Below are 21,061 nucleotides of genomic sequence, written 5' to 3'. Positions count from 1 at the left end.
TCGGCCGGCATCAGCTCCCGCCATGACGGCAGGCCGAAGCGGTCCGGCTGGCCCCGGGTGGCGGGGTCGACATCGGTGCGGTTCCACCAGCCGCCTCCCAGCGCCTGGAAGAGGGCCGTGGTATCGCTGTAGCGAGCAGCCTGCGCCCTGACCCGCGCCAGCACGGTGTTCTGGTAGGTCTGCTGGGCGGTGAGCAGGTTGATGTAGGCCACCGCGCCCAGGCGGAATTGGGCCTGCACCAGGTCCAGGTTGGCTTGCGCCGAGCGCTCAGCGGCAACCTGCTGGTCGAGGGTCTCGGCGTCGGCTTCGAGGGCGCGCAGTGCATTGGCCACGTCCTGAAACGCGACCAACACGGTGCCGCGATAACGCGCCGCGGATTCATCGTAGGCCGCCACGGCGGCGCGTTTGCGATGCTCCAGGGCGCCGGCATCGAAGATCGGTTGGGCAATCCCGCCCGCCAGGCTCCAGACGCCGGAGCCGGCCGAGAACAGCCGGGTGCCGCTCGCCACCGTGGAACCCACGGAACCGGTGATGCTGAACTGCGGCAACTGATTGGCGACCGCCACGCCAATGTTGGCGCTGGCCTGGTGCAATTGAGCCTGGGCCGAGCGCACGTCCGGTCGCTGGCCGACAATCGCCGAGGGCAGACTGACGGGCAGGTCTGTCGGCAAGTGCAGGGAGGCCAGCTGGAAACGTTCGTCGCGGTCCTGATTGGGGAACCGGCCGAGGTAGGTCATCAGTTGGTTGCGAGTCTGCGCCAGCTGCTTTTGCAGGAGCGGCAGGGTGGCGCGGGTCTGGGCCAGCGCGGTTTGCTGCGTGAGCACGTCGGCATTGCTGATGGCGCCCAATTGTCGTTGGGCTTGCAGGACGTCGAGCTGATCGCTCTGCAGTCGGATGATGGCCTCGGTGGCCGCCACTTGATCGCGCAAAGACGCCAGGCTGACCGCCGTGTTGACCACATTGGAGGTCAGGGTGAGGTAGGTCGCCTCCAGTTGGAAGCGTTGGTACTCGGCCTGGGCCGTGGTCGATTCGATCTGCCGGCGCGTGCCGCCGAACACGTCCGGGGCATAGGACACGCTCAGCGACGCCGAGCTGAGCGTAAGGATGGGCGATGAGGGGGCCCCCGTCGTGACGCCCGAGACTTTCTCCCGGGTCTTCTGGAGATTGGCGTTGACGGCGGGAAACAGCGACGCCTGGTCGATGTAAACCTGCTCATTGGCCTGGCGCAAGGCCGCTTGCGCCGCGCTGACATCCGGGTTGGCACGCAGGGCTTCTTCAACCAGGGCATTTAATGTCGTTGAGTGGAACAGCGTCCACCATTGCCCCGGAATGTCCATACCCGCGATCAAGCGCTGCGCCGCGCCGCCGGTGTCGATATCGGCCTGGGCGGTGGTCGTCAGCGGTTCTTTTGTGTAACCGGCCGCTGCGGGCACCTCGGGGCGGCTGAAATCCGGCCCGACCGTGCAACCGGCAAGGGCCAGGCACAGCAGGCCAAGCTGAGCCAGGAGAGGTGATTCACGCCGCCGCGGATGCTCTTTCATATCGACTCTATTAATCAGTTGGGCAACTGCTTTTTTGTCGAGCAATGCGTGCAGGTATCTGCGGGCGATCTACAGAAATGACCCTGGGCGCTGGACTCAAATCAGTGTAGGTGGTGCACGGCGCTACGCAATGTCGGCGTGTTCTCGGGGGCGTTTCTATGGGGTTGAAAATGCATTGTGCGCATTATTAGAGAATTAGGTTATGCGTTATCGGTATTTTACACGCGCTGATCAGTCCCCCATCTTGTCCATCCCCAAGAACAGGTAGCTGGAGACAAATGTGCGTGATCTGACAAAACGGGTAGCCGGGATGGTTGCCGCATTGCTGTGTCTGAGTGCGCACGCGCAAACGCTGGTGGTGGGCGACCAGAGCTACAACGCTCAGGCCGTGATGGAAGCGGCGGGCGTGCTCGATGACCTGCCTTATCAACTGGAGTGGAAACAGTTCACCGCGGGCTCGCCGGTCGCCGAAGCACTCAATGCCAGCAGCCTGGACATCGGTTTGCTCGGTGATGCGCCGGTGTTGTTCCTGGGCGCATTGGGCGCGCCGATCAAGGTCATCGCCATCAGCCGGCAAAATCTCGACGGCGTGGCGATTCTGGTCAGAAAGGATTCGTCGATCCATAGCCTGGCGGATCTGGCGGGTAAGCGTGCGGCCGTGTGGAAGGGCTCCTGGAGCCAGCAACTGCTGCTGACCGCACTCGACAAAGCCGGAGTCTCGCGAGACTCACTGGAGTTGCGCTACCTCAGCGCGCTGGACGCTTCCCATGCCCTGGAAGGCGGTTCGGTGGACGTCATCGCCACCTGGGAACCCTATGTCACGCAACAGGAACGCCAAGGTGCGCGCGTGCTCGCAACGGCTGACGGCCTGATCCCGGCCCAGAGCTTCGTTGCCGCCAATGCCAAGGCCGTGGATGCCAAGCGTGCGCCGATCAATGACTTTCTCCAACGCCTGAAGAAAGCCCGCGACTGGACCCGCCAAAGCCCGGCCAACGCCGATGCTTATGCCGATGCCTGGGCCAAGCGCACCCGGGCCGATGCGGATATCGCCCGCGCCTGGTTTGCCCGCGCCCGTACCACCGTGGAGCCGGTGACAGCCCAATCGCCGCTGGAGGCGCAAAAGACCGTGGACTTCTTCGCCAGCCAAGGCTTGGTCAAGTCTTACCCGGCCGCCAGTCTGTTCGACAACTCGTTCTCGGCGGCACTGCAACCCGCCGTCGTTACAACACAGCCCTGAACGCCGCAAGGAACTCCTTGGACATGACCAAAAGACAGCTCAAACTTGGCGCCTTGACGATGGGTTGCGGCGGACCGGGGCGGCACAACCTGTGGCTTGACCCGCAATTGCCGGCCGATGCCAGCGTCAACATCGACTGGTACATCGACATTGCGCGCCAGGCCGAGGCGGCCTTGTTCGACTTGATGTTTATCGTCGACAGCCAGTTCATCACGCCGGGGTCGCCCTCCCATTACCTCAATCGCCTGGAGCCGTTGACGCTGTTATCGGCACTGGCCGTCAGCACGCGCCATATCGGGTTGGTCGGTACCCTGACGACTTCATACAACTCGCCTTACAACGTCGCACGCCGCCTGGCTTCGCTGGATTTGATCAGCAAAGGCCGCGCCGGCTGGAACGTGGTCACCAGCGGCGACGCCGGTACCGCCGGCAACTACAGCCGCGATGAACATTATGACTACGACACCCGCTACGGCCGTGCGGCCGAACACGTGCAGGTGGTGCAGGGGCTGTGGAACTCCTATGAGGACGATGCCTTTGTGCGCAACCGCGACACCGGCGAGTTTTTCGACCCCAACAAGCTGCACAGCCTGAATCACCAAGGCGAGCATTTTTCGGTGGTCGGCCCACTGAATATCCAGCGCTCACCCCAAGGCCAGCCGGTGATCTTCCAGGCCGGCGACTCGGAGCAAGGCCGCGAGCTGGGCGCCGCCACGGCGGATGTGATCTTTACGCATGCGGCCAGCATCGAGCAGGGCCAGGCGTTTTACCAGGACATAAAGGGCAGGGCGGTGCGGCACGGTCGTGATCCCGAACAACTGCGGATCATGCCCGGCGCGGAGATCTATGTAGGCGACACCGATGAACAGGCCCGTGAAATCGAGCGACACTACCATCAGGCCGACCACAGCTTTGAACTGGCCTTGAAGGAGTTCGGGCGCAATTTCGGTTGGCATGATTTCAGCCAGTACGACCTGGATGCGCCGTTTCCGCAGGAGAGCCTGGAGGCTGCGCGCAGCAGCTTTTTCACTGCCGCCAAACGCATTGCCGACCAGGCTCGGGAAAAAGGTTTTACGTTGCGCCAGGCCGTCGAATTCGGTCGACAACTGCGCCCGGGGGCCTTTGTGGGAGCGGCGGCAACCGTTGCGCAGAAAATCGCGGAGTGGTTCGAGGCGCGGGCGGTGGACGGGTTCAATATCTATATTGGGCATCCGCAGCAGTTCGAGCGCTTTACCCGTGAAGTCATACCGCTGTTGCAGGAACGCGGTGTGTACCGCACGGCCTATGAAGGGACGACGTTGCGCGAAAGCCTGGGGCTGAAGATTCCAAAATCGGTAACCTAATCACTTGAGCGTAATCACCACCTTGCCCCTGGCGCGCCCCTGCTCGACGTACGTCAACGCCTGCGCCGTGTGTTCCAAGGGGAAGGTGCGGTCAATCACCGGCGTGATGATTGCGGCCTCGATAAGCTCGGTGAGCGGCTGCAGTTGTGCGCCATCGGCCCGCATGAACACGAATGCGTAGCGCACGCCCTGTTTGCGCGCCTTGCGCCGAATACCCAGGCTCAGCAGGCGCATGACTTGCTGCAGTGGCCAGGACAGCCCTTGTTCGCGGGCGAATTGGGGCGTGGGGGGGCCTGAGATGGAGATGAGCTGCCCGCCGCGCTTGAGCACCTTGAGCGACTTCTCCAATACGTCCGCGCCGAGGCTGTTCAGCACCACGTCATAGTCATGCAGGACGTTTTCGAAATTCTGCTGTGTGTAGTCGATCACCCGGTCGGCGCCCAACGCCTTGACCCATTCCACATTGGCCGTGCTGGTGGTGGTGGCGACAAAGGCGCCGAGGTGTTTGGCGAGCTGGATCGCGAGCGTGCCGACACCGCCTGAACCTGCGTGGATCAGGACCTTCTGGCCCGGTTGCAGGTGTGCGGTCTCGACCAGCACTTGCCAGGCGGTCAGGGCCACCAAGGGGATCGATGCGGCGTGTGCCATGTCCAGATTGGCGGGCTTGCGGGCGAGCGCGTTTTCGTCCACGGCGATGCGTTCGGCGAATGTCCCGATGCGGGTTTCAGGTGCGCGGGCGTAGACCTCGTCTCCCGGTTTGAAGCGACTGACTTGCGCGCCTACTTCCACCACGACCCCGGCCAGGTCATTGCCCAGGACCAACGGGAGTGAGTACGGCAGGATCAATTTGAAGTCGCCTTGGCGGATCTTCGCGTCCAGCACGTTGACGCTGCTGGCGTGCACCTCAATCAACACGTCGTGCGCCCCGACTATCGGGGAGGGCATCTCGCCAAGGCGACCGGTGTTCTTGCCATAGCGATCAATCAAAAAGGCTTTCATCGTGATGCGGCTCTTGTCGGTTGGCAGGCGTCGATGCAGGGCCTTGGACGCCTGCACCGAATGCCGTAGGGATGATCGTGACGCAGTGATTGCGCTCAGGGCAGGTAGCGCTGGGCAACCGCAGACTGACGGATTTGCCCAAGCAAGCCCTGACGGGCGGTCTGCAGGCCATCCCAGCGGTCAGCTTCATGCAATGGCGGAATCGTCACCGCCTCACGACGGTCGAAGCCGACCAGTGCAGCGTCCACCAAATCGTCCACTTCCATGATTTCGTTCAGGGTGTTGATGTCAACGCCGGAGCGGTCCCAGATTTCCGTGCGGGTTGCGGCCGGCAGCACGGCCTGCACGTACACGCCCAGAGGCGAAAGCTCCAGGCTCAGGCCCTGGGAAAGGAATAGCACAAAGGCCTTGGTCGCACCGTAGACCGACATGCCGAACTCCGGCGCCAGGCCGACCACCGAACCGATATTGATGATCGCACCGTCGCCGGCCTTGGCCAGACGTGGAGCGATGGCACTGGCGAGCCGCACCAGCGCGGTGGTGTTGAGGGCGACCAACTGCGCGACGCTGTTGGTGCTCTGGTCGATAAAGCGGCCGGACAGCGCCGCGCCGGCGTTATTGACGAGGATGCCGATGCGGGCATCGTCGCGCAGACGGGTTTCAACGCGGGTCAGATCGTCGAGTTGGGTCAGGTCGGCGGGAATGATCTCGATGCTGACCTTGTGTTCGTCGCGCAACCTTGCAGCGAGTGCTTCCAGGCGCGCCTGGTCTCGAGCGACCAGCACCAGGTCGTGGCCGCGTTGCGCGAAGCGTGCGGCGTAAACCGCGCCAATGCCGGTAGAGGCGCCGGTGATCAAAACAGTAGGGCGATTGCTCATGGTTCATCTCTCTGGGTGGTTTTTGCGTGTTTTTATGATGATGACCGAAATCTAAGCTGTCAACGGTTTTGATTATGACTGGCATCTATGTATCATGGAGCGCAGGTTTTCCCGCTGAACACGAGGTAATGACAGGTGAGAGTGACCAAGGCGCAGGCGCAGGCCAATCGAGAGCACATCGTTGAAACGGCTTCCGAACTGTTCCGCGAGCGCGGTTTTGATGGTGTCGGCGTCGCCGATCTGATGGCGGCGGCCGGATTCACCCATGGCGGTTTCTACAAGCACTTCGGCTCGAAGGCCGACCTGATGGCAGAAGCCTCGGCCTGCAGCCTGTCCAAATCGCTGGTGGGGGCTGAGTCGCTCGATGTTGCTGGCTTCATCAACCGCTATGTGACCCGAGAGCACCGCGACCGACGTGGCGGCGGTTGCACCCTGGCGGCGCTGGGGGGCGACGCGGCGCGTCAATCGGATGAGCTGAAAACCACGTTTACCGAAGGCATCGAACAGCTCCTGCACACGCTGGGGCAGAAATACCCGACGGGATCGGATGCAGAGGCGGGTGAGGGCAGGAAGAACATGATCGACCTGATGTCTCGAGCGGTTGGCGCGATTGTCTTGTCGCGGGCTTGCCCGGACGATTCCGCGCTGGCTGACGAGATCCTTGAAGTGTGCCGTGCGCAGATGTTGGCTTCGTTGGACGTTGCGGCCAGTAACGGCGCTCCTGCTTGAGCGCCTTTTCGCGTGGAGTGTTTAAGCGACTGATACCCAGTGGATTCTCAAAAAGCTCGTTAATGAGAATTGGTGCTAAACGAGAACTGTTGATATAAGATCCGCCGCGAATTCCTGGCAGGTCCACCTTCTCGTCGGCTCATCCACAAGGTCCAGCATCCATGCGTCGTACCCTGATTTCCCTCTGCGTGCTTCAAGCAATTTCCCCTTTAGCCTGGGCGCAGGATGCACCTTCTGAAAACGCCAGCCTCGAATTGCAAGCGACCACGGTCACGGGCGAGATGGACAGTGAGACGGCCCAAGGTCCGGTCAGGGGCTACCGCGCCACACGTTCGGCCAGCGCGACGCGTACCGATACGTCGATTCACGAAACGCCCCAGTCCATCAGCGTCGTCCCCAAGGACGTGGTCGAGGACCTGGGTGCGACGCGCTTGCAGGAAGCCCTCGACTACGCGGGTGGCGTTGGCCGGGCCAACAACTTCGGCGGGCAGGGGCTGACCAGCTTCACGGTGCGCGGCTTCACTACTTCGGAGTTCTATCGCAACGGTTTTCCGATCAATCGGGGCTACCCGAGCATGCCGGACGCCAACAGCATCGAGCGTCTTGAAGTGCTGCGCGGGCCTGCCAGCCTGCTCTATGGGCGTGGCGACCCTGGCGGCACCTTCAATGTGGTCTCCAAGCAACCCCTGGCCGAGCGTACGGTCACGCTGGGCAGCCAATTGGATGATCAAGGCATGCGGCGCGGCACGCTCGATGCGTCCGGCCCACTGGATGAGCAAGGGCGCCTGGCCTACCGGCTGAACGTGGTGGGTGAGGGCGGCGACACCTTCCGCGACCATGTCTCAACCGAGCGCTATGGCGTGGCGCCGGTGTTGACCTGGCAGGCCACGGACGACACCAAGGTGACCTTCGAAGGCGACTTCATGCGTAACAATCACCCACTGGATCGCGGCCTGACCCGTTTCGCCAACCAGCGTGGCACACCGTCACGAGACACCTTCTGGGGTGAGAAGTACGCCGGTAACCTGCACAACGACAACAACATGGCCCAGTTGCGTTTCGAACATCTGCTCAACGATAACTGGACCCTGGCCGGTGGCTTCCAGTGGCTGGACGGGACGATGAAGGGCAATGGCGTTGAGGCTAACAGTCCGACGAGCCTGAATGCCGACGGACGGACCCTGCAACGCAACTTCAACTACCGCAAGCTGGATTGGACCGACAAGGACTACCAGCTCAACCTGACCGGACACTTCTCCCTGGGCGGCCTGGACCACACGCTCCTCACCGGCATTGAGTACGAAGACTACGATTACAAGTCGATCATCCAACGTTCCAGTGCTGCGCCGGGCACGTTCCCGATTGATATCTTCAACCCGATCTATGGCCAACCACGACCTGCGCTGACCCGCACGCCGACCCACGACAAAGAAAACCTCAAGACTTATGCGGCTTTCATCCAGGACCAGGTGGCGCTGACCGAGCGCTTGAAGGTCCTCGCGGGTGCGCGCTTTGAGCGCTTCGAGCACAAATACGAATCCTACGTACCGGGTGTCAGAAGCTGGAGCGCTGCCGACAACGCAGTCACCCCACGTGTCGGTGTGATGTATGACCTCACCGACACCGTCGCGCTCTACGCGGATGCGGCGCGCTCGTTCAAACCCAACACAGGCGCCAGTCGTCAAGGCGGCGGGTTTGATCCGGAGCAGGGCAAGTCCTATGAAATGGGCGTGAAGTGGGAAGCGCTTGACCGGCAGTTGAGCGTCGACGCAGCGATCTACCAGATCGACAAGAAAAACGTTCAAGGTGTCGACCCCGTTGACTCGGCCTTCAACGTGGCGACGGGGCAGGTGCGCAGTCGCGGCTTCGATCTGAACGTGGCCGGCAACCTGACGCCCGAGTGGAGGATGATCGGCGGCTATGCCTATGTAGATGCCGCGGTGACCAAGGACACCACCATTCGCACCGGTACGCGCCTGGCGAACATCCCGCGCAACAGTTTCAGCCTGCTTAACGTGTATGAGTTCCAGGACGGCGCCCTTAAAGGGTTGGGCCTGGGCGCCGGTGGTAAATACGTGGCCGAACGCGCCGGGCAAACTGCCAATAGCACCTTCACGATGGGGTCCTACACGGTCGTTGACCTGCTGAGTTACTACAAGGTCAACGAAAAGGTCAGGCTCAATCTTGACGTGAAGAACCTGTTCAATCGTGAGTACGAAGAAGGTTCTTTCCTGAACTTCTATGCCTACCCTGGCGAACCACGTACGGTCCAGGTGGGGATTTCCTACACCCTGTAACCCCGCCAGAACAGGGCGAGAAAGTCGTCGTTCCACGCAGCCCTTGCCCGGTCGGCGACCGCCGCGCCGGGCAAGGGCTCGATTGTGACTGCGCCTGGAGCGTGCTCACTCATAGGGCATAGGTGTGCTGTTTGGTAGCACACCGTGCTGGTCGTACGCGGCGGTCTCGCCGCTATTTTCCGATTTATGCAGTTGAATCAATCCCTTGCCTCCCTTCACGCGAGATGGCACGCATTCTGCTTTTATGTATCCGTGGATAATTGGATACAAAAAATCAAAAGGTGCCGCCGATGCAATTTGCCCCTGCTTACGTAGACCGTCAGCCACTGACTGCCGAGGAGGAGGCCTACAACTACCTGCTGGAAGCCATTTGCAGCGGCCGCTACCGCAAGGGTGACCGGCTGATTGCCGAAGACATCGCCAGTGAGGTCGGTATGAGCCGCATGCCGGTGCGCGAAGCGTTCCGGCGCCTGGATGCCCAGGGCCTCGTTACCCTGCGACCCAACCGTGGCGCAGTGGTCAGCGGCCTGGATATCGATGAGCTGCATGAGGTGTTCGAGATGCGCAGCGCCCTGGAAGGGCTGGCGGTGCGCGTGGCGGTGGGCCGTATCGGCGAACGCCAGCTGGCGGCCCTGGAACGCCTGCTGGACGAGATGGACGACTACCGCGACGAGAGCGCCGCCTGGGTTCGCCGCCATCGTGCGTTTCATGAATACCTGTGCAGCCTCAGCGGCCGACCGCGTTTGATGAAGCAGATTTCGGCGTTGTACTCGCTGGTCGAGGCGCCCATGCGCTTGTGGTTGCAGCACGGTGAAAAGCCGCTCAGCGCACGCCAGGAACATGCGGTGATCCTCGACGCGATTCGGGCCGGTGACGCCGCCCGCGCCGAAGCCGTGGTGCGTGAACACATCGAAGGCACGGTGCCGGCGCTGATTCAATTCCTGCAAGCGGAAAAATAATAAAAAAGCTGTCGTGTTTTGACTTGGTGTCCTGCCCCGTTCTTCAACCTACTGGAGTGTCTGGTCATGCATAAACGCCGCGCCTTGCTGGTGGCTTTCTCCCTCAGTCTCTTTAGCCAGTGGGCCTTTGCCGCGCCCCAGGTACCGGAGCGCCTGCTCAAAGCCGATAAGCTCACTTACTGCTCGGGGATGGATTCACCCCCGCTGGTGTCTTTCGACGAAGCCCAGAAACCGCGCGGGCTGACCGTCGATCTGGGCCTGGAAATCGCCAAGCGCCTGGGCGAAAAGCCGGTGCAGTGGCGAGTGATTCCGTTCTCGGGGCTGGTGCCGGCGCTGCTCGCCCAGCAGTGCGACATGATCGTCGATCAACTGTTCGACAAGCCCGAACGGCGCCAGGTGATCGATATCGTCAACTACATGTATTCCAGCCAGTCGGTGGTGGTGCCAAAGGGCAACCCCAAGGGCATCAAGGCACTGGATGACCTGTCCGGGCACAAAGTCGCGGTGCTCAATGGCTCGACCATCAAGACCCTGCTGGATAGCCAGAACGACAGCCTGACCAAAGCCGGCAAGCCCGCCATGAAACTGGTGGTCTACAACACCGACACCGATGCTTTCCAAGCCCTGCGCATCCACCAGGTCGACGCCTACGGCACCACCGTGGAAACCGCCGGTTACTACGCAGCGATGGCCCCCGACCTGTTTCAGGAGGGTGTGCCGGCGTTCAGCCGCATCCTCACCGGCCTGGGCATTCGCAAGGATGACCCGCAATTGAGCGCCGCGGTGCAACAAGTGATCAGCGACATGCGCAGCGATGGCAGCTACCTGCAGTTGCTGAACAAGTGGCATGTGAGCAGCGACACACTCGACTGAGGCAAACCCGCGATGAATTTCAATTGGGATGTGTTCTGGCAGTACCTATTGCAGCCCAGCGGCGTGTACCTGACCGGGCTCTGGCTGACCTGCCTGATCGCGGTTTCGGCGATGTTGCTGGGCTGTCTGCTGGGGCTGGCGGCGGCGTTGCTGCGGCTGTCGAAGAACCCGTTGCTGCATCTGCCGGTGCGCTTTTATGTGTGGTTGATGCGTGGCACGCCGTTGCTGGTGCAGATCGTGTTTTTGTACACCGCCATGGCGGCAGGCGGGATCTTCCGTTTTGAGGATGTGGAACTGTTCGGCTTGGTGATCCCGGGGAATATCCAGGCCGCGATCATTGCCCTGGGCCTCAACGAAGGCGCCTATATGGCCGAGATCATCCGGGCGGGGATCGGCGCGGTCGACAAGGGCCAATACGAGGCCGGACGCTCCCTGGGCATGGGGTTCGCCAAGCTGATGCGGCGCATCATCCTGCCACAGGCGTTCCGGGTGATCGTGCCGCCGCTGGGCAACGAGTTCAACGTGATGCTCAAGAACACCACACTGGTCAGTGTCATCGGAGTGCAGGAGTTGCTGCTCAGTACGCAGATGGTCACTTCGGCGACCTTCCGTGTGTTCGAGCTGTACCTGGTGGTAGCGATCTACTTCTTGATGCTCACCACCCTGTGGGGGTTTTTCCAGCGTTGGCTGGAGAGCCGTTTCGGCCAGTCCGACCGGCCTGGCGCACCACCGCCGGCCTCCAGCCGCCTGTTCGGGCGTAGCACCTTGAAATTGCTGAGGGGACGTTAAGCATGGCGCACCAAAGTGAAGAACTGATCATCGAAGCGCTGGATATTCACAAGTCCTTCGGCGAGCTACAGATTCTCAAGGGCGTTTCCCTGCAAGTGCGGCGTGGCGAAGTGGTGGTGTTGATCGGTGCATCAGGCTCCGGCAAGACCACTTTTATCCGCTGCATCAACCTGCTGGAAGATATCCAGGGCGGGCGCATCCGCGTCAACGGCCGTGCCATGGGCTATCGCGAGCGCAGCGACGGCAGCCTGGTGCGTGATTCGGAGCGCAACATCGCCCGGCAGCGCCGCGATATCGGCATGGTGTTCCAGCGCTTCAATCTGTTCCCGCATATGACCGCCCTGGAAAACATCATCGAGGCGCCGATCCAGGTGCTTGGCGTTTCGCGTGCCGAGGCGCTGGGTCAGGCGCGGGATTTGCTGGCCAGGGTCGGCCTGGCCGACAAGGCCGGCCACTACCCGTCAATGCTTTCCGGCGGCCAGCAGCAACGGGTCGCGATTGCCCGCGCCCTGGCCATGAAGCCCCAAGCCATGTTGTTCGACGAACCCACCAGCGCGCTTGACCCGGAAACCGTCGGCGAAGTGCTGGAGGTCATGAAAGAGCTGGCCGAGGAGGGGATGACCATGGTGGTGGTCACCCATGAAATGGGCTTTGCCCGTGAAGTGGCCGATCGGGTGGTGGTGCTCGACCAGGGCGAAATCATCGAACAAGGGCCACCGGAACAGATTTTCAGGCGCCCCAGCCACCCCCGTACCCGAGCCTTTCTCAGTCGTGTGTTGTGAGCCTGGCGAGGAACCCCTGTCGCCTGTGTCCAAAAGCCTGAACCCAAGAGCCTTTGCCATGTTGAAATTTTCTGCTCATGAGTACCCCTATCCGTCACAACGCCAGAGCGTCTTTGCCCGTCGCGGCATGGTCGCGGCGTCACAACCCCTGGCGGCCCAGGCGGGGATCGAGATCCTGCAAAAGGGCGGCAACGCCATCGATGCCGCTATCGCCACGGCCGCGGCCCTCATCGTGGTGGAACCCACCGGCTGCGGCCTGGGCGGCGATGCGTTTGCGCTGGTGTGGTGCAAGGGCCGGTTGCACGGCCTGAATGGCAACGGTCACGCGCCGGCGGCCCTGAGTATTGAGGCGGTCAAGGCGGCGGGGCATGAGCACATGCCGCTGTACGGCTGGACTCCCGTCACCGTGCCTGGGTGCCCGTCGGCCTGGGCGGAGCTGTCGCAACGCTTCGGCAAGTTGCCCTTCGCCGATCTGCTGCAGCCGGCCATCAGCCTGGCGCGGGACGGCTTTCCCGTCTCGCCGGTAGTCGCCCATCAGTGGCAGCTCGCCTTGAACGAATTCACCCCCCATCGTGACGCCGCGCTGGAGGCCTGGTTCGACACCTTCCTGATCGACGGACGCGCTCCGCTGGCAGGCCAGTTGTACCGCAACCCGGCCCAGGCACGGACCTTGGAAGAACTCGCCGCGACCCGTTGCGAAAGCCTGTATCGCGGCGCGCTGGCCGACCGACTGGACGCTCATTCGCGTGCCGGCGGCGGCTACCTGCGTGGCGGCGACCTCAAGAATTATCGGGCGCAGTGGGTCGAGCCGATCCACATCAATTATCGTGGCGTGGACGTCTGGGAAATCCCCCCGAGCGGCCAAGGGCTGGTGGCGTTGATGGCCCTGAAGATCCTCGAAGGCTTCAACTTCGATCACCGTGACAGCCAACAGACCTGGCATCGTCAGCTTGAGGCAATGAAGGTGGCCTACAGCGACGGCTTGCACCACATCACCGACCCCTTGCATATGCGCGTGGCGGTGGCTGACCTGCTGAGCGACGCCTACAGCACCCGCCGTCGTGACCAGATCGGCGAACAAGCGCAACTGCCCAAGCCCGGTGACCCTCACGCCAGCGGCACGGTGTACCTGGCCACGGCGGACGCCGAAGGCAATATGGTCTCGTTCATCCAGAGCAACTACCACGGCTTCGGCTCCGGCGTGGTGCTGCCCGACAGCGGCATCGCCCTGCAAAATCGCGGGCAGGAGTTCAGCCTCGATCCGGCCCATGCCAACTGCCTGGCGCCCGGCAAGAAAACCTTCCACACCATCATTCCCGGCTTTCTCACCCAGGATGGCCAGGCCCTCGGACCGTTCGGCGTGATGGGCGGCTACATGCAGCCGCAAGGCCATGTGCAGATGGTGATGAACCTCGTCGATTTCGGCCTCAACCCTCAGGCCGCACTGGATGCGCCACGCTGGCAATGGCTGGGCGGCATGAAAGTCGGCATAGAGCAGGGCGCCTCCCGCGATCTGGCCAACGCGCTGATACGTCGCGGCCACGAAGTACAGATCGCCTGCGACCTGACCGATTACGGGCGCGGGCAAATCATCCTGCGCGACCCGGTTACGGGCGTGCTGTGCGGAGGAACAGAACCGAGGGCGGATTCACATATCGCGGTGTGGTGAGCAACGCCCGTCCTGTTTGTTGAATGCCCTGCGCGGGGCATGCTGCAGGGCTGCGGCAGGGTCGAGATCATGCGAGACTGCGCGGGCGTTGCCTGCCATCGAACTTGAAACGGGAATCTGCTCGGGTGATCAAACCGCTATTGTTGTTACGCCGTCGCTTTGCGTCTGTCCGCTGGCGTACTCGCGTGACCCTCTGGGTTGCCGCCACCTGTGCCGGGCTGCTGGTCGTGATGTTCGCCCGCCTGGCCGACCTGGCGCTGATGCAATTTGCTCAACAGACGGCCGGGCGACCCTGGTTGCCGTTTATCTACACGCCACTGGTGGGCATGCTGGTGGTGTGGCTGACCACGCGGTTTTTTGCCGGAGCCCAGGGCAGCGGAATTCCCCAGGTGATCGCCGCCACGCGGCTGGCGCACCAGGGCAAACCCGTCAGCCGGTTGGTCTCGTTGCGTATTGCGTTCGCCAAGATAGGCCTGGGCACACTGGCACTGACCGGGGGCTTTTCGGCTGGGCGCGAAGGCCCTTCGGTGCAAGTGGCCGCCTCAATCATGCACTTCTTTCATCGTTACCTGCCCAATGCGCGGGTGATTCGTCCCGAAGATCTGATCCTGGCCGGAGGCGCCGCTGGCATTGCCGCAGCGTTCAACACGCCGTTGGCCGGGGTGGCGTTTGCGGTGGAAGAGTTGGGGCGCAAGCTGGAAACGCGCACCAGTGGTGTGTTGCTCAGCACGATCATCCTGTCAGGCATGGTCGCGATCGCTATACAGGGTAACTACAACTACTTCGGTCACCTGGACGTACAAGATGTCAGCCTCACGATCATCGCGCCTGCGGTGGCCGCCGGTATCGGTTGCGGTCTGCTGGGAGGGTTATTCAGCCGAATGCTGCTGTGGCCACAGCGGCATCAGCGGTTTGCCCTCTGGGAATGGCGCCGCGCTCACCCGGTCTGGTTTGCCGGTGGTTGCGGGTTGATCGTGGCCGTTCTCGGCGCGCTCAGCGGTGGCCTGTCGTTTGGCAGCGGTTACGGCATTACGTCACAGATCATCGTGTCTGATATCGGCCTGCCCTGGCATGCGCCCATCACGCGTTTTCTTGCCACCGTCGTGACCTATTTTTCCGGTATCCCTGGCGGCATTTTCGCACCGTCCCTTGCTGTCGGCGCGGCGGTGGGCGCCAATGTCGCCGAGTTTTTCAACGTGGCGGCCCAACCCATGATTGCGCTGTGCATGGTGGGTTTCCTGGCGGCGGTAACGCAGTCGCCGATCACCGCCGCAATCATCGTCATGGAGATGATCGACAGCCATGGGATGGTCATCAGTCTCATGGGCGTGGCGCTGATTGCCAAGGCGGTCAGCGCCAGGATGGGGCCTGAGTTGTATCAGCAATTGGCGCGAGGTTTTCTGCAGGTGCCCGCCGCTGCAGCCCCCAGCAAGCTTTAGCGTCTTTGCGCTGCGCGGCAGGGTTGATCGCGGCTCAATTTTCCCGGCTGGCCAACTGTACTCGGTCACGACCGCCGGATTTGGCGGCGTACATGGCAGCGTCCACCCGCCGCATAAGGTCCTCGAAGGAGTCAGGTGGTGCCCACGTCGCCACGCCAAAGCTGCAACTCACCTGGCCCGCCTCATCAAACGGAAGGTCGCTTATCAACAAGCGGAGCTTTTCTGCCAGTTTTCCTGCGTCGTTCAGTGCGCTGCTCGGGCATATGAGTGCGAATTCTTCTCCGCCCGTCCTGCACAACAGGTCGCTTTTACGTATTGCCGCACTGATCCGGGCGCACAGAAGCCGCAGGACTTTATCGCCGCACAGATGCCCCTTGCGGTCATTGATCAGTTTGAAGTGATCGATATCGAACATGATCAGCGATAACGGCTGGCGTTGGATATTGGCCTCTATCAGCAGGCGCGCCATGGATGTTTCAAAGTAACGTCGGTTGTACACGCCGGTGAGGTGGTCGGTAATGTTCATGGTCTGCAATTCTTGGGTGCGCTCGGCAACCAGGGAAAGCGCGCGGGTGCGTTGTGTGATCAGCAGGAACATCATCGCGGTCATCAACAGCGTCAACACGGCCCCGGATACAACAATCAGGCCGCTGGAAAATACGTGACTATTGGCCGCCGAAAACGCCGGGCCGGGCCGAAACTGCATGACGTAGGTATTGTCAGCGACGTTGAGCAGCCGCCGCTCGTAGAGTTCCGAATCGGCTGGCGGCGTTGAGCTTTGATAAATGTACTCACCGGCCGCTGCGTCAATCGTTGAGAGCGTCACGTTCAGCCTCAGCATGCTTGCCAATGGAATGTTTTGTTCCATCAAGAACGCCAGGCGCACGGTGGAAACCACGTAGCCCTGCAAGCCATCGTCATGCTCGGGAATCGTAGCGTCTGGGCCGAACACGGGTGCAATAAAGAACACGCCGAACTGGCCACTGGACATTTTCAGCGGGTCCGACACGACCATTTGATGGCTCTCGCGAGCTCGGGTGAACAGCGCTTCACGATTCGGGTTGGCCATGACGTCGGTACCTGGGGTGATCTTTACATCATCCAGCGACAGCAGGTAGAGCAGTATCCAGTGTTCAGCTCGTTCAGTGAGGGGACGCGTTTGGCCGTTGAGGGGGTTGATCTCATGATAAGAAAAATCGCTGGTTCCGTTCAGCAGCGCTTCGGCGCGAAAGGACTCCAGATCCTTCTGCTGGATCCTCTGGACCCAGCCATAGGTTTCGCCTTCCTCAACCAGCGGCGTGACAAAGCCCATGAATTCTTTTTCAGTAACGTCGTCGGCGTTGATAAAGAACCGCTTGACGGTGTCCAGCTTTAAATCTTGCACACTGAAACGTCGCTGTACGCGACTGAAGCGCTCGTCAACTTCGAGTTTGAATGCAACGCTGGCGGTGCGCTGCTCTGTCCTGATGTAAAAGGTCAGCACCAAGACTGTAACGGCAATGCCTGTCAGGCAGATCAGGGTGCAAAAGATCACGTCGGCAACTTTGAAAGCACCCAAATGAGAACGCATCTTCTTTTTTGATCCTCAAGCATCGACGGCAGAGCGTATAGGGGAGACGGCAGTATGCTGGCTATCGGCCCTTGCTCAAAATACTTAACGACTCGCCTGGAGAACGCCTTGGATTTGAGAACGGCGGTGAGCGGAGCAAACCGGTTTAGAATATTGGCGCAAGTTCCAGAGCGGCCCCACCCCGATCAAACCATTTCTTCAACGCTTGCGGGCTTAGAGGTTGGGTGATCAAATAGCCCTGCGCTTGCGTGCAGCCCCATTTGGCGATCAGGTGAAGAGTGCTTTGCGTTTCGACACCTTCGGCGACTACTCGGTAGCCCAACCCCCTGGCCAGTTCGATAAGTGTCTTGACCAGGCGCTTATCTTTTTCATTGTGGGGGAGGTTGCCGATCAGTGATTGGTCGATCTTCACTGAGTTGGCCGGCAGCTGACGTAAATAGGTCCAATTGCTGTAGCCCGTGCCAAAGTCATCGACCGAAATTTCTATTCCCAGATCTCGAGCTCTTTCGAGTTGGCGTACGACCTTCTCCGGATCGGACATGACCATACTTTCGGTAAATTCCAGCTCCAAGTCTTCAGGAGCAAGTTTGCCCGCCTGTAGGTAGCTTTCGATTTTATCCACGAACCTCGAATTTTCGAGGTCACTGACCGTCACGTTCATCGCGACCCGTACCGCAAGCCCCTCGGTTTTCCATGCGCGCGACTGTTCGACTACTGCCTCCAGAACCCAGAAGGTGATGGACTGCATCAGTGCGGTCTTGCCTGCCAGGGGGATGAATTCTGCCGGACTGATCACGCCAAGTGTTGGATGCGTCCAGCGGATCAGTGCTTCAACGCTGTCGCATGTGCAGCCAGGTATGTTGATCTTAGGGTGGTAAACCAGACTGAATTGAGTGCTCGAGCGTACGGCCTCTGATAAGGAGCTAAGGAGCGTAAACGCGCGTTGCTGGGCGGCATCCAGCTGCGGCTGATACAGCGCCCACCCGATATTACGCACCCTCGCATCATCCGCAGTGCCGACGACAAGGCGCAGCCAGTCCTTCTCCTCCGGGCCCTGGATTGAAAGTACACCGATACCGGTCTGCATCAGGATCGGAATGCCCCGGCAGTCCACCGGCTCCTCGAAATTGGCAAGGATTTTCGCGCAGAGTTGCTCGATGGGAACATCGCTCTTGAGCAGGAACCCAAAGCGTGTGGGGCTGATTTTGTACAGCAGGCAATGTTTGGGGATCAGGCGTTGAAGGCGTGATTTGACGCACAGCATCAACGCCTGCGCGAAACTGTAACCGAGTGCCTTGACCACATCATTCAAGAACTTCGGCGAAATCACATCAACCGCGTAAACGTGGTACGGCTCTGCGTTGGCGCGCGCCTGGCGGATATCTTCTTCCAACCGGAGGCGGTTGAATAACCCGGTCGGCTGATCCACATAGTTTCGGGAGCGCAAGCCCCTGATTTGCATCATCACCAGCTCAGAGAAATACGTCAGCATGGCTGCATCGCGCGAGCGCATCGGGGTTCTGGGGGCGGTGTCTATGATGCACAGGCTACCGAGGGAGAAACCGTCATGGGTGAGCAGGGGGGCGCTTGCGTAGTAACGAATAAAAGGTGAGCCGGTCACTAACGGATTGTTCATGAAACGCTCGTCCTCGTGAGCGTCCAGGATTTCCATGAACTCCCTGTCACGCAGAGAATAAGCGCAAAATGCGACATCCCGCGGGGTGGACCGTTCTTCTATCCCCACGCGCGCCCTGAACCACTGCTGGTGTTTTTCCACAATGGATATCAGTGCGATGGGCGCATTGAAGTACTCCGAGGTCATCGCAATTATTTTCTCGAAGACCTCATCCTCTTCATTGTCATGCGGGCACAAGTCCGCCACGCGTGCCAGGCGCTGTGTTTCATAATCCCTTTCTTGATCCAAAGCGTCCATGATCTCTCTCGTTTAGCCTGTGTCTGGCTGGAACAGTAGCAGATGGCTACTAGCCACACGACTGCATTTATCTATCGCCTCTATAGCTTAACGCAGACGGAACCGGACACCGGTTCAGGCTCAACTCACTTATGAAACCGGCGCCCCAGCGCATCCAGCCGCACCGCAATCGGTGGCAACTGCTGACTGCTCCTGGCCAGCGTTTCCACATCCAGCGCGGTGTTCTGCGCAATGTTCTGCACCGATTGCAGCCGTCCCACGATCTCCACATTCGCCGTGGATTGCTCTTGGGTGGTCGATACGATCCGCCCATTCAACTGATCAATCTGCGAGATATCGTTGCCCACCGCACGTAGCATCTCGACTGCCAGCTGGCTGTCTTCCACGCACCGTTCCACGCCTTGGCGGCTGTCGTGCATGGCTTGCGCCGCCCGCCGGCTGCCGTGTTGCAACCCCTCAATAATAGTCTTGATCTCCTGGGTGGATAGCGCCGTGCGTTGCGCCAGGTTACGAACCTCATCGGCGACGACGGCAAACCCACGGCCTTGCTCACCCGCACGGGCGGCCTCAATGGCGGCGTTGAGCGCCAGCAGGTTGGTCTGGTTGGCGATGCTGCTGATGACCTCCAGCACCGAGCCGATCTGTTCGGCTTGTACGGCCAGTTCCTGGACCGTCTCGTTGGTGTCGTGGAGGCGGGTGGCGAGTTGGGTTATTTCCTGTTGGGCCCGGCCAACGCTTTCCTGGCCGCGAATAACCTGCCGGCTGGCTTGAGCCGCGTGCTCGACGGCATGTTCCACATGCACGGCGATATGGCCCGTGGCGTCTTCCATACGTTGCATGGAACCGGTCATTTGCACGATTTCCGCCAGCTGGTGGCGTGCGCCGGTTTCCAGAGTGCCGCTGGCGTGGGCTAGTTCCTGGCCGAGTTGGCCGAGGCCGTGGGAGTCGCGGGCGACGCCGTCGATCAGGCCGGTGATCTGCGTCAGGAAGTGATCGAAGCGGGTAGCCAGGGGCACGTGGGCTGTTTCCGCCTTACCCGTGGCGGATCCATCGTTGAACTGGGTGGTGACGGCCAGCATCTTTTCGAGCATTTCCTGGCTCTCTACCGCTTCGCGCTGGCTGTGCACGGCAAGGTAGAGCAGGGCGATCGTCTCCATGACCACGTATAACGCATGGACGAAGATCATGTTCCAGCCGCCGTGATGTTCCATCACAAATACCGGAAAGCCCTGGTGCTGCAAGGCATGAAACACCACGTGGTGCACCGCGATGGTCACGGCGGCCACCAGGATCGGCAGCCAATCGCGGTAGACGGTCAGCACCGCCAGCAGCGCGAAGATACCGAAGTGCGATTCGATGACTCCCTGGGCCTGGTTGATGTGCAGCGCCGCCATGATCATCAGGCCAACGCCAAGCGCACAACGCATCAGGCGTGTGCCGCCGATGACCCGATAGGCCAAGGTCAGCACCACGCTGGTGCCGACACCCACGAACAGCGTTTGAAGCAACGTGTCGTGCCAAAACGCCAGGCCCAGTGAAAACAGGGCCATCAGCCAGATCACAGCGAGCATGATGCGGTCGGCTTTCTGGTAATGCTTGATGAAACGGGTTTGCGCAGGCATTCACTCGTACTCCATGTGGACAGGCCAGGGTCAGGCAAGCATGCGACGTGCCACAGGGGGATGCGGGGGTGAATCGGATGAAGGGCGGGGGAGGCCAGTATCCCGGATCCTATAGCAACGCAGATGTTGTCATAGAGATGTCCTGACCACCAATGGACAATCCACTCGCTGAGTTCCCGATAGCTCAAGGGTCTCTATTGTCCCCGCGCATCCGTATTGCCATCGGCCTACGTCGAGCCGATTGTCGCGAGCGCAGAGATGCATCTGTTTAAGCTTCAGGAGGAGGGGGAGGAACCTATCGTGCGATAACCGAATCGCAAACAACTCTTTTGGACGATGGAAGCCCGTAAACGTCTGGCCAACACAGGTCGAGATTCAATTGTTCGCCTGAGCAACTGAGC

The 21,061-nt window shown here is 60.9% G+C and carries 16 protein-coding genes; 10 read left to right on the top strand and 6 right to left on the bottom strand.

Annotated features, from left to right (window positions below; all coding sequences use genetic code 11):
- Positions 1 to 1,541: efflux transporter outer membrane subunit (locus C9383_RS24040; protein WP_107338883.1), on the bottom strand; the 1,541-nt coding region annotated here is incomplete at its 3' end.
- A gap of 280 nt (positions 1,542 to 1,821) precedes the next feature.
- Here C9383_RS24040 and C9383_RS24035 point away from each other — a divergent pair.
- On the top strand, positions 1,822 to 2,778 hold the full coding sequence (locus C9383_RS24035; protein ID WP_090371110.1) for an ABC transporter substrate-binding protein: 957 nt from the start codon (positions 1,822 to 1,824) through the stop codon (positions 2,776 to 2,778).
- Between the two features lie 23 nt (positions 2,779 to 2,801).
- On the top strand, positions 2,802 to 4,121 hold the full coding sequence (locus C9383_RS24030; protein WP_090371108.1) for an LLM class flavin-dependent oxidoreductase: 1,320 nt from the start codon (positions 2,802 to 2,804) through the stop codon (positions 4,119 to 4,121).
- Here C9383_RS24030 and C9383_RS24025 read toward each other — a convergent pair whose 3' ends face one another.
- Together C9383_RS24025 and C9383_RS24020 are read right to left on the bottom strand one after the other, a co-directional pair.
- The gene (locus C9383_RS24025; protein WP_090371106.1) at positions 4,122 to 5,120 is read right to left on the bottom strand and encodes an NADP-dependent oxidoreductase; all 999 of its coding nucleotides are present in this window, start codon (positions 5,118 to 5,120) and stop codon (positions 4,122 to 4,124) included.
- A 95-nt stretch (positions 5,121 to 5,215) separates the two neighbouring features.
- Entirely contained in the window at positions 5,216 to 5,998 is a 783-nt protein-coding gene (locus C9383_RS24020; RefSeq protein WP_090371104.1) for an SDR family NAD(P)-dependent oxidoreductase, read from the bottom strand.
- Positions 5,999 to 6,133: 135 nt separating this feature from the next.
- Between C9383_RS24020 and C9383_RS24015 the strand changes: the two genes are divergently transcribed.
- From C9383_RS24015 to C9383_RS23980, 8 genes are all read left to right on the top strand, one after another.
- Complete coding sequence (locus C9383_RS24015) at positions 6,134 to 6,727, top strand: TetR family transcriptional regulator (protein ID WP_090371102.1); 594 nt, start codon at positions 6,134 to 6,136, stop codon at positions 6,725 to 6,727.
- Positions 6,728 to 6,888: 161 nt separating this feature from the next.
- Entirely contained in the window at positions 6,889 to 9,024 is a 2,136-nt protein-coding gene (locus tag C9383_RS24010) for a TonB-dependent siderophore receptor (protein ID WP_090371100.1), read from the top strand.
- Positions 9,025 to 9,314: 290 nt separating this feature from the next.
- Entirely contained in the window at positions 9,315 to 9,983 is a 669-nt protein-coding gene (locus C9383_RS24005) for a GntR family transcriptional regulator (RefSeq protein WP_090371098.1), read from the top strand.
- Between the two features lie 66 nt (positions 9,984 to 10,049).
- Complete coding sequence (locus C9383_RS24000) at positions 10,050 to 10,856, top strand: ABC transporter substrate-binding protein (protein ID WP_090371096.1); 807 nt, start codon at positions 10,050 to 10,052, stop codon at positions 10,854 to 10,856.
- Positions 10,857 to 10,868: 12 nt separating this feature from the next.
- On the top strand, positions 10,869 to 11,645 hold the full coding sequence (locus C9383_RS23995; RefSeq protein ID WP_090371094.1) for an amino acid ABC transporter permease: 777 nt from the start codon (positions 10,869 to 10,871) through the stop codon (positions 11,643 to 11,645).
- Positions 11,646 to 11,647: 2 nt separating this feature from the next.
- The gene (locus C9383_RS23990) at positions 11,648 to 12,427 is read left to right on the top strand and encodes an amino acid ABC transporter ATP-binding protein (RefSeq protein WP_090371092.1); all 780 of its coding nucleotides are present in this window, start codon (positions 11,648 to 11,650) and stop codon (positions 12,425 to 12,427) included.
- Between the two features lie 58 nt (positions 12,428 to 12,485).
- Complete coding sequence (locus C9383_RS23985) at positions 12,486 to 14,096, top strand: gamma-glutamyltransferase family protein (protein WP_090371090.1); 1,611 nt, start codon at positions 12,486 to 12,488, stop codon at positions 14,094 to 14,096.
- A gap of 125 nt (positions 14,097 to 14,221) precedes the next feature.
- Positions 14,222 to 15,535, top strand: a complete 1,314-nt coding sequence (locus C9383_RS23980; protein WP_090371087.1) for a chloride channel protein — start codon at positions 14,222 to 14,224, stop codon at positions 15,533 to 15,535.
- 34 nt (positions 15,536 to 15,569) lie between these two features.
- Here the strand turns inward: C9383_RS23980 and C9383_RS23975 are convergent, their stop codons facing one another.
- The 3 genes from C9383_RS23975 to C9383_RS23965 form a co-directional block, all read right to left on the bottom strand.
- Positions 15,570 to 17,105: a GGDEF domain-containing protein gene (locus C9383_RS23975; RefSeq protein WP_090371085.1), complete on the bottom strand. Its 1,536-nt coding sequence runs from the start codon at positions 17,103 to 17,105 to the stop codon at positions 15,570 to 15,572.
- Positions 17,106 to 17,250: 145 nt separating this feature from the next.
- Positions 17,251 to 19,038, bottom strand: a complete 1,788-nt coding sequence (locus C9383_RS23970; RefSeq protein ID WP_090371083.1) for a sensor domain-containing phosphodiesterase — start codon at positions 19,036 to 19,038, stop codon at positions 17,251 to 17,253.
- Positions 19,039 to 19,163: 125 nt separating this feature from the next.
- Complete coding sequence (locus C9383_RS23965) at positions 19,164 to 20,660, bottom strand: methyl-accepting chemotaxis protein (RefSeq protein ID WP_090371081.1); 1,497 nt, start codon at positions 20,658 to 20,660, stop codon at positions 19,164 to 19,166.
- Positions 20,661 to 21,061: the final 401 nt, after the last annotated feature.

The organism is Pseudomonas palleroniana (genome assembly GCF_003031675.1).
Classification (GTDB): domain Bacteria; phylum Pseudomonadota; class Gammaproteobacteria; order Pseudomonadales; family Pseudomonadaceae; genus Aquipseudomonas; species Aquipseudomonas palleroniana.
This window is presented reverse-complemented; position numbering and strand designations above follow the sequence as displayed.

Bases quoted from the DNA above. Each gene is read 5' to 3' on its own strand.
- C9383_RS24010 (WP_090371100.1), top strand. From the start codon at position 6,889: ATGCGTCGTACCCTGATTTCCCTCTGCGTGCTTCAAGCAATTTCCCCT.
- C9383_RS23985 (WP_090371090.1), top strand. From the start codon at position 12,486: ATGTTGAAATTTTCTGCTCATGAGTACCCCTATCCGTCACAACGCCAG.
- C9383_RS24020 (WP_090371104.1), bottom strand. From the start codon at position 5,998: ATGAGCAATCGCCCTACTGTTTTGATCACCGGCGCCTCTACCGGCATT.
- C9383_RS24030 (WP_090371108.1), top strand. From the start codon at position 2,802: ATGACCAAAAGACAGCTCAAACTTGGCGCCTTGACGATGGGTTGCGGC.
- C9383_RS24025 (WP_090371106.1), bottom strand. From the start codon at position 5,120: ATGAAAGCCTTTTTGATTGATCGCTATGGCAAGAACACCGGTCGCCTT.
- C9383_RS23990 (WP_090371092.1), top strand. From the start codon at position 11,648: ATGGCGCACCAAAGTGAAGAACTGATCATCGAAGCGCTGGATATTCAC.
- C9383_RS23970 (WP_090371083.1), bottom strand. From the start codon at position 19,038: ATGGACGCTTTGGATCAAGAAAGGGATTATGAAACACAGCGCCTGGCA.
- C9383_RS24005 (WP_090371098.1), top strand. From the start codon at position 9,315: ATGCAATTTGCCCCTGCTTACGTAGACCGTCAGCCACTGACTGCCGAG.
- C9383_RS23965 (WP_090371081.1), bottom strand. From the start codon at position 20,660: ATGCCTGCGCAAACCCGTTTCATCAAGCATTACCAGAAAGCCGACCGC.
- C9383_RS24000 (WP_090371096.1), top strand. From the start codon at position 10,050: ATGCATAAACGCCGCGCCTTGCTGGTGGCTTTCTCCCTCAGTCTCTTT.
- C9383_RS23975 (WP_090371085.1), bottom strand. From the start codon at position 17,105: ATGCGTTCTCATTTGGGTGCTTTCAAAGTTGCCGACGTGATCTTTTGC.
- C9383_RS23995 (WP_090371094.1), top strand. From the start codon at position 10,869: ATGAATTTCAATTGGGATGTGTTCTGGCAGTACCTATTGCAGCCCAGC.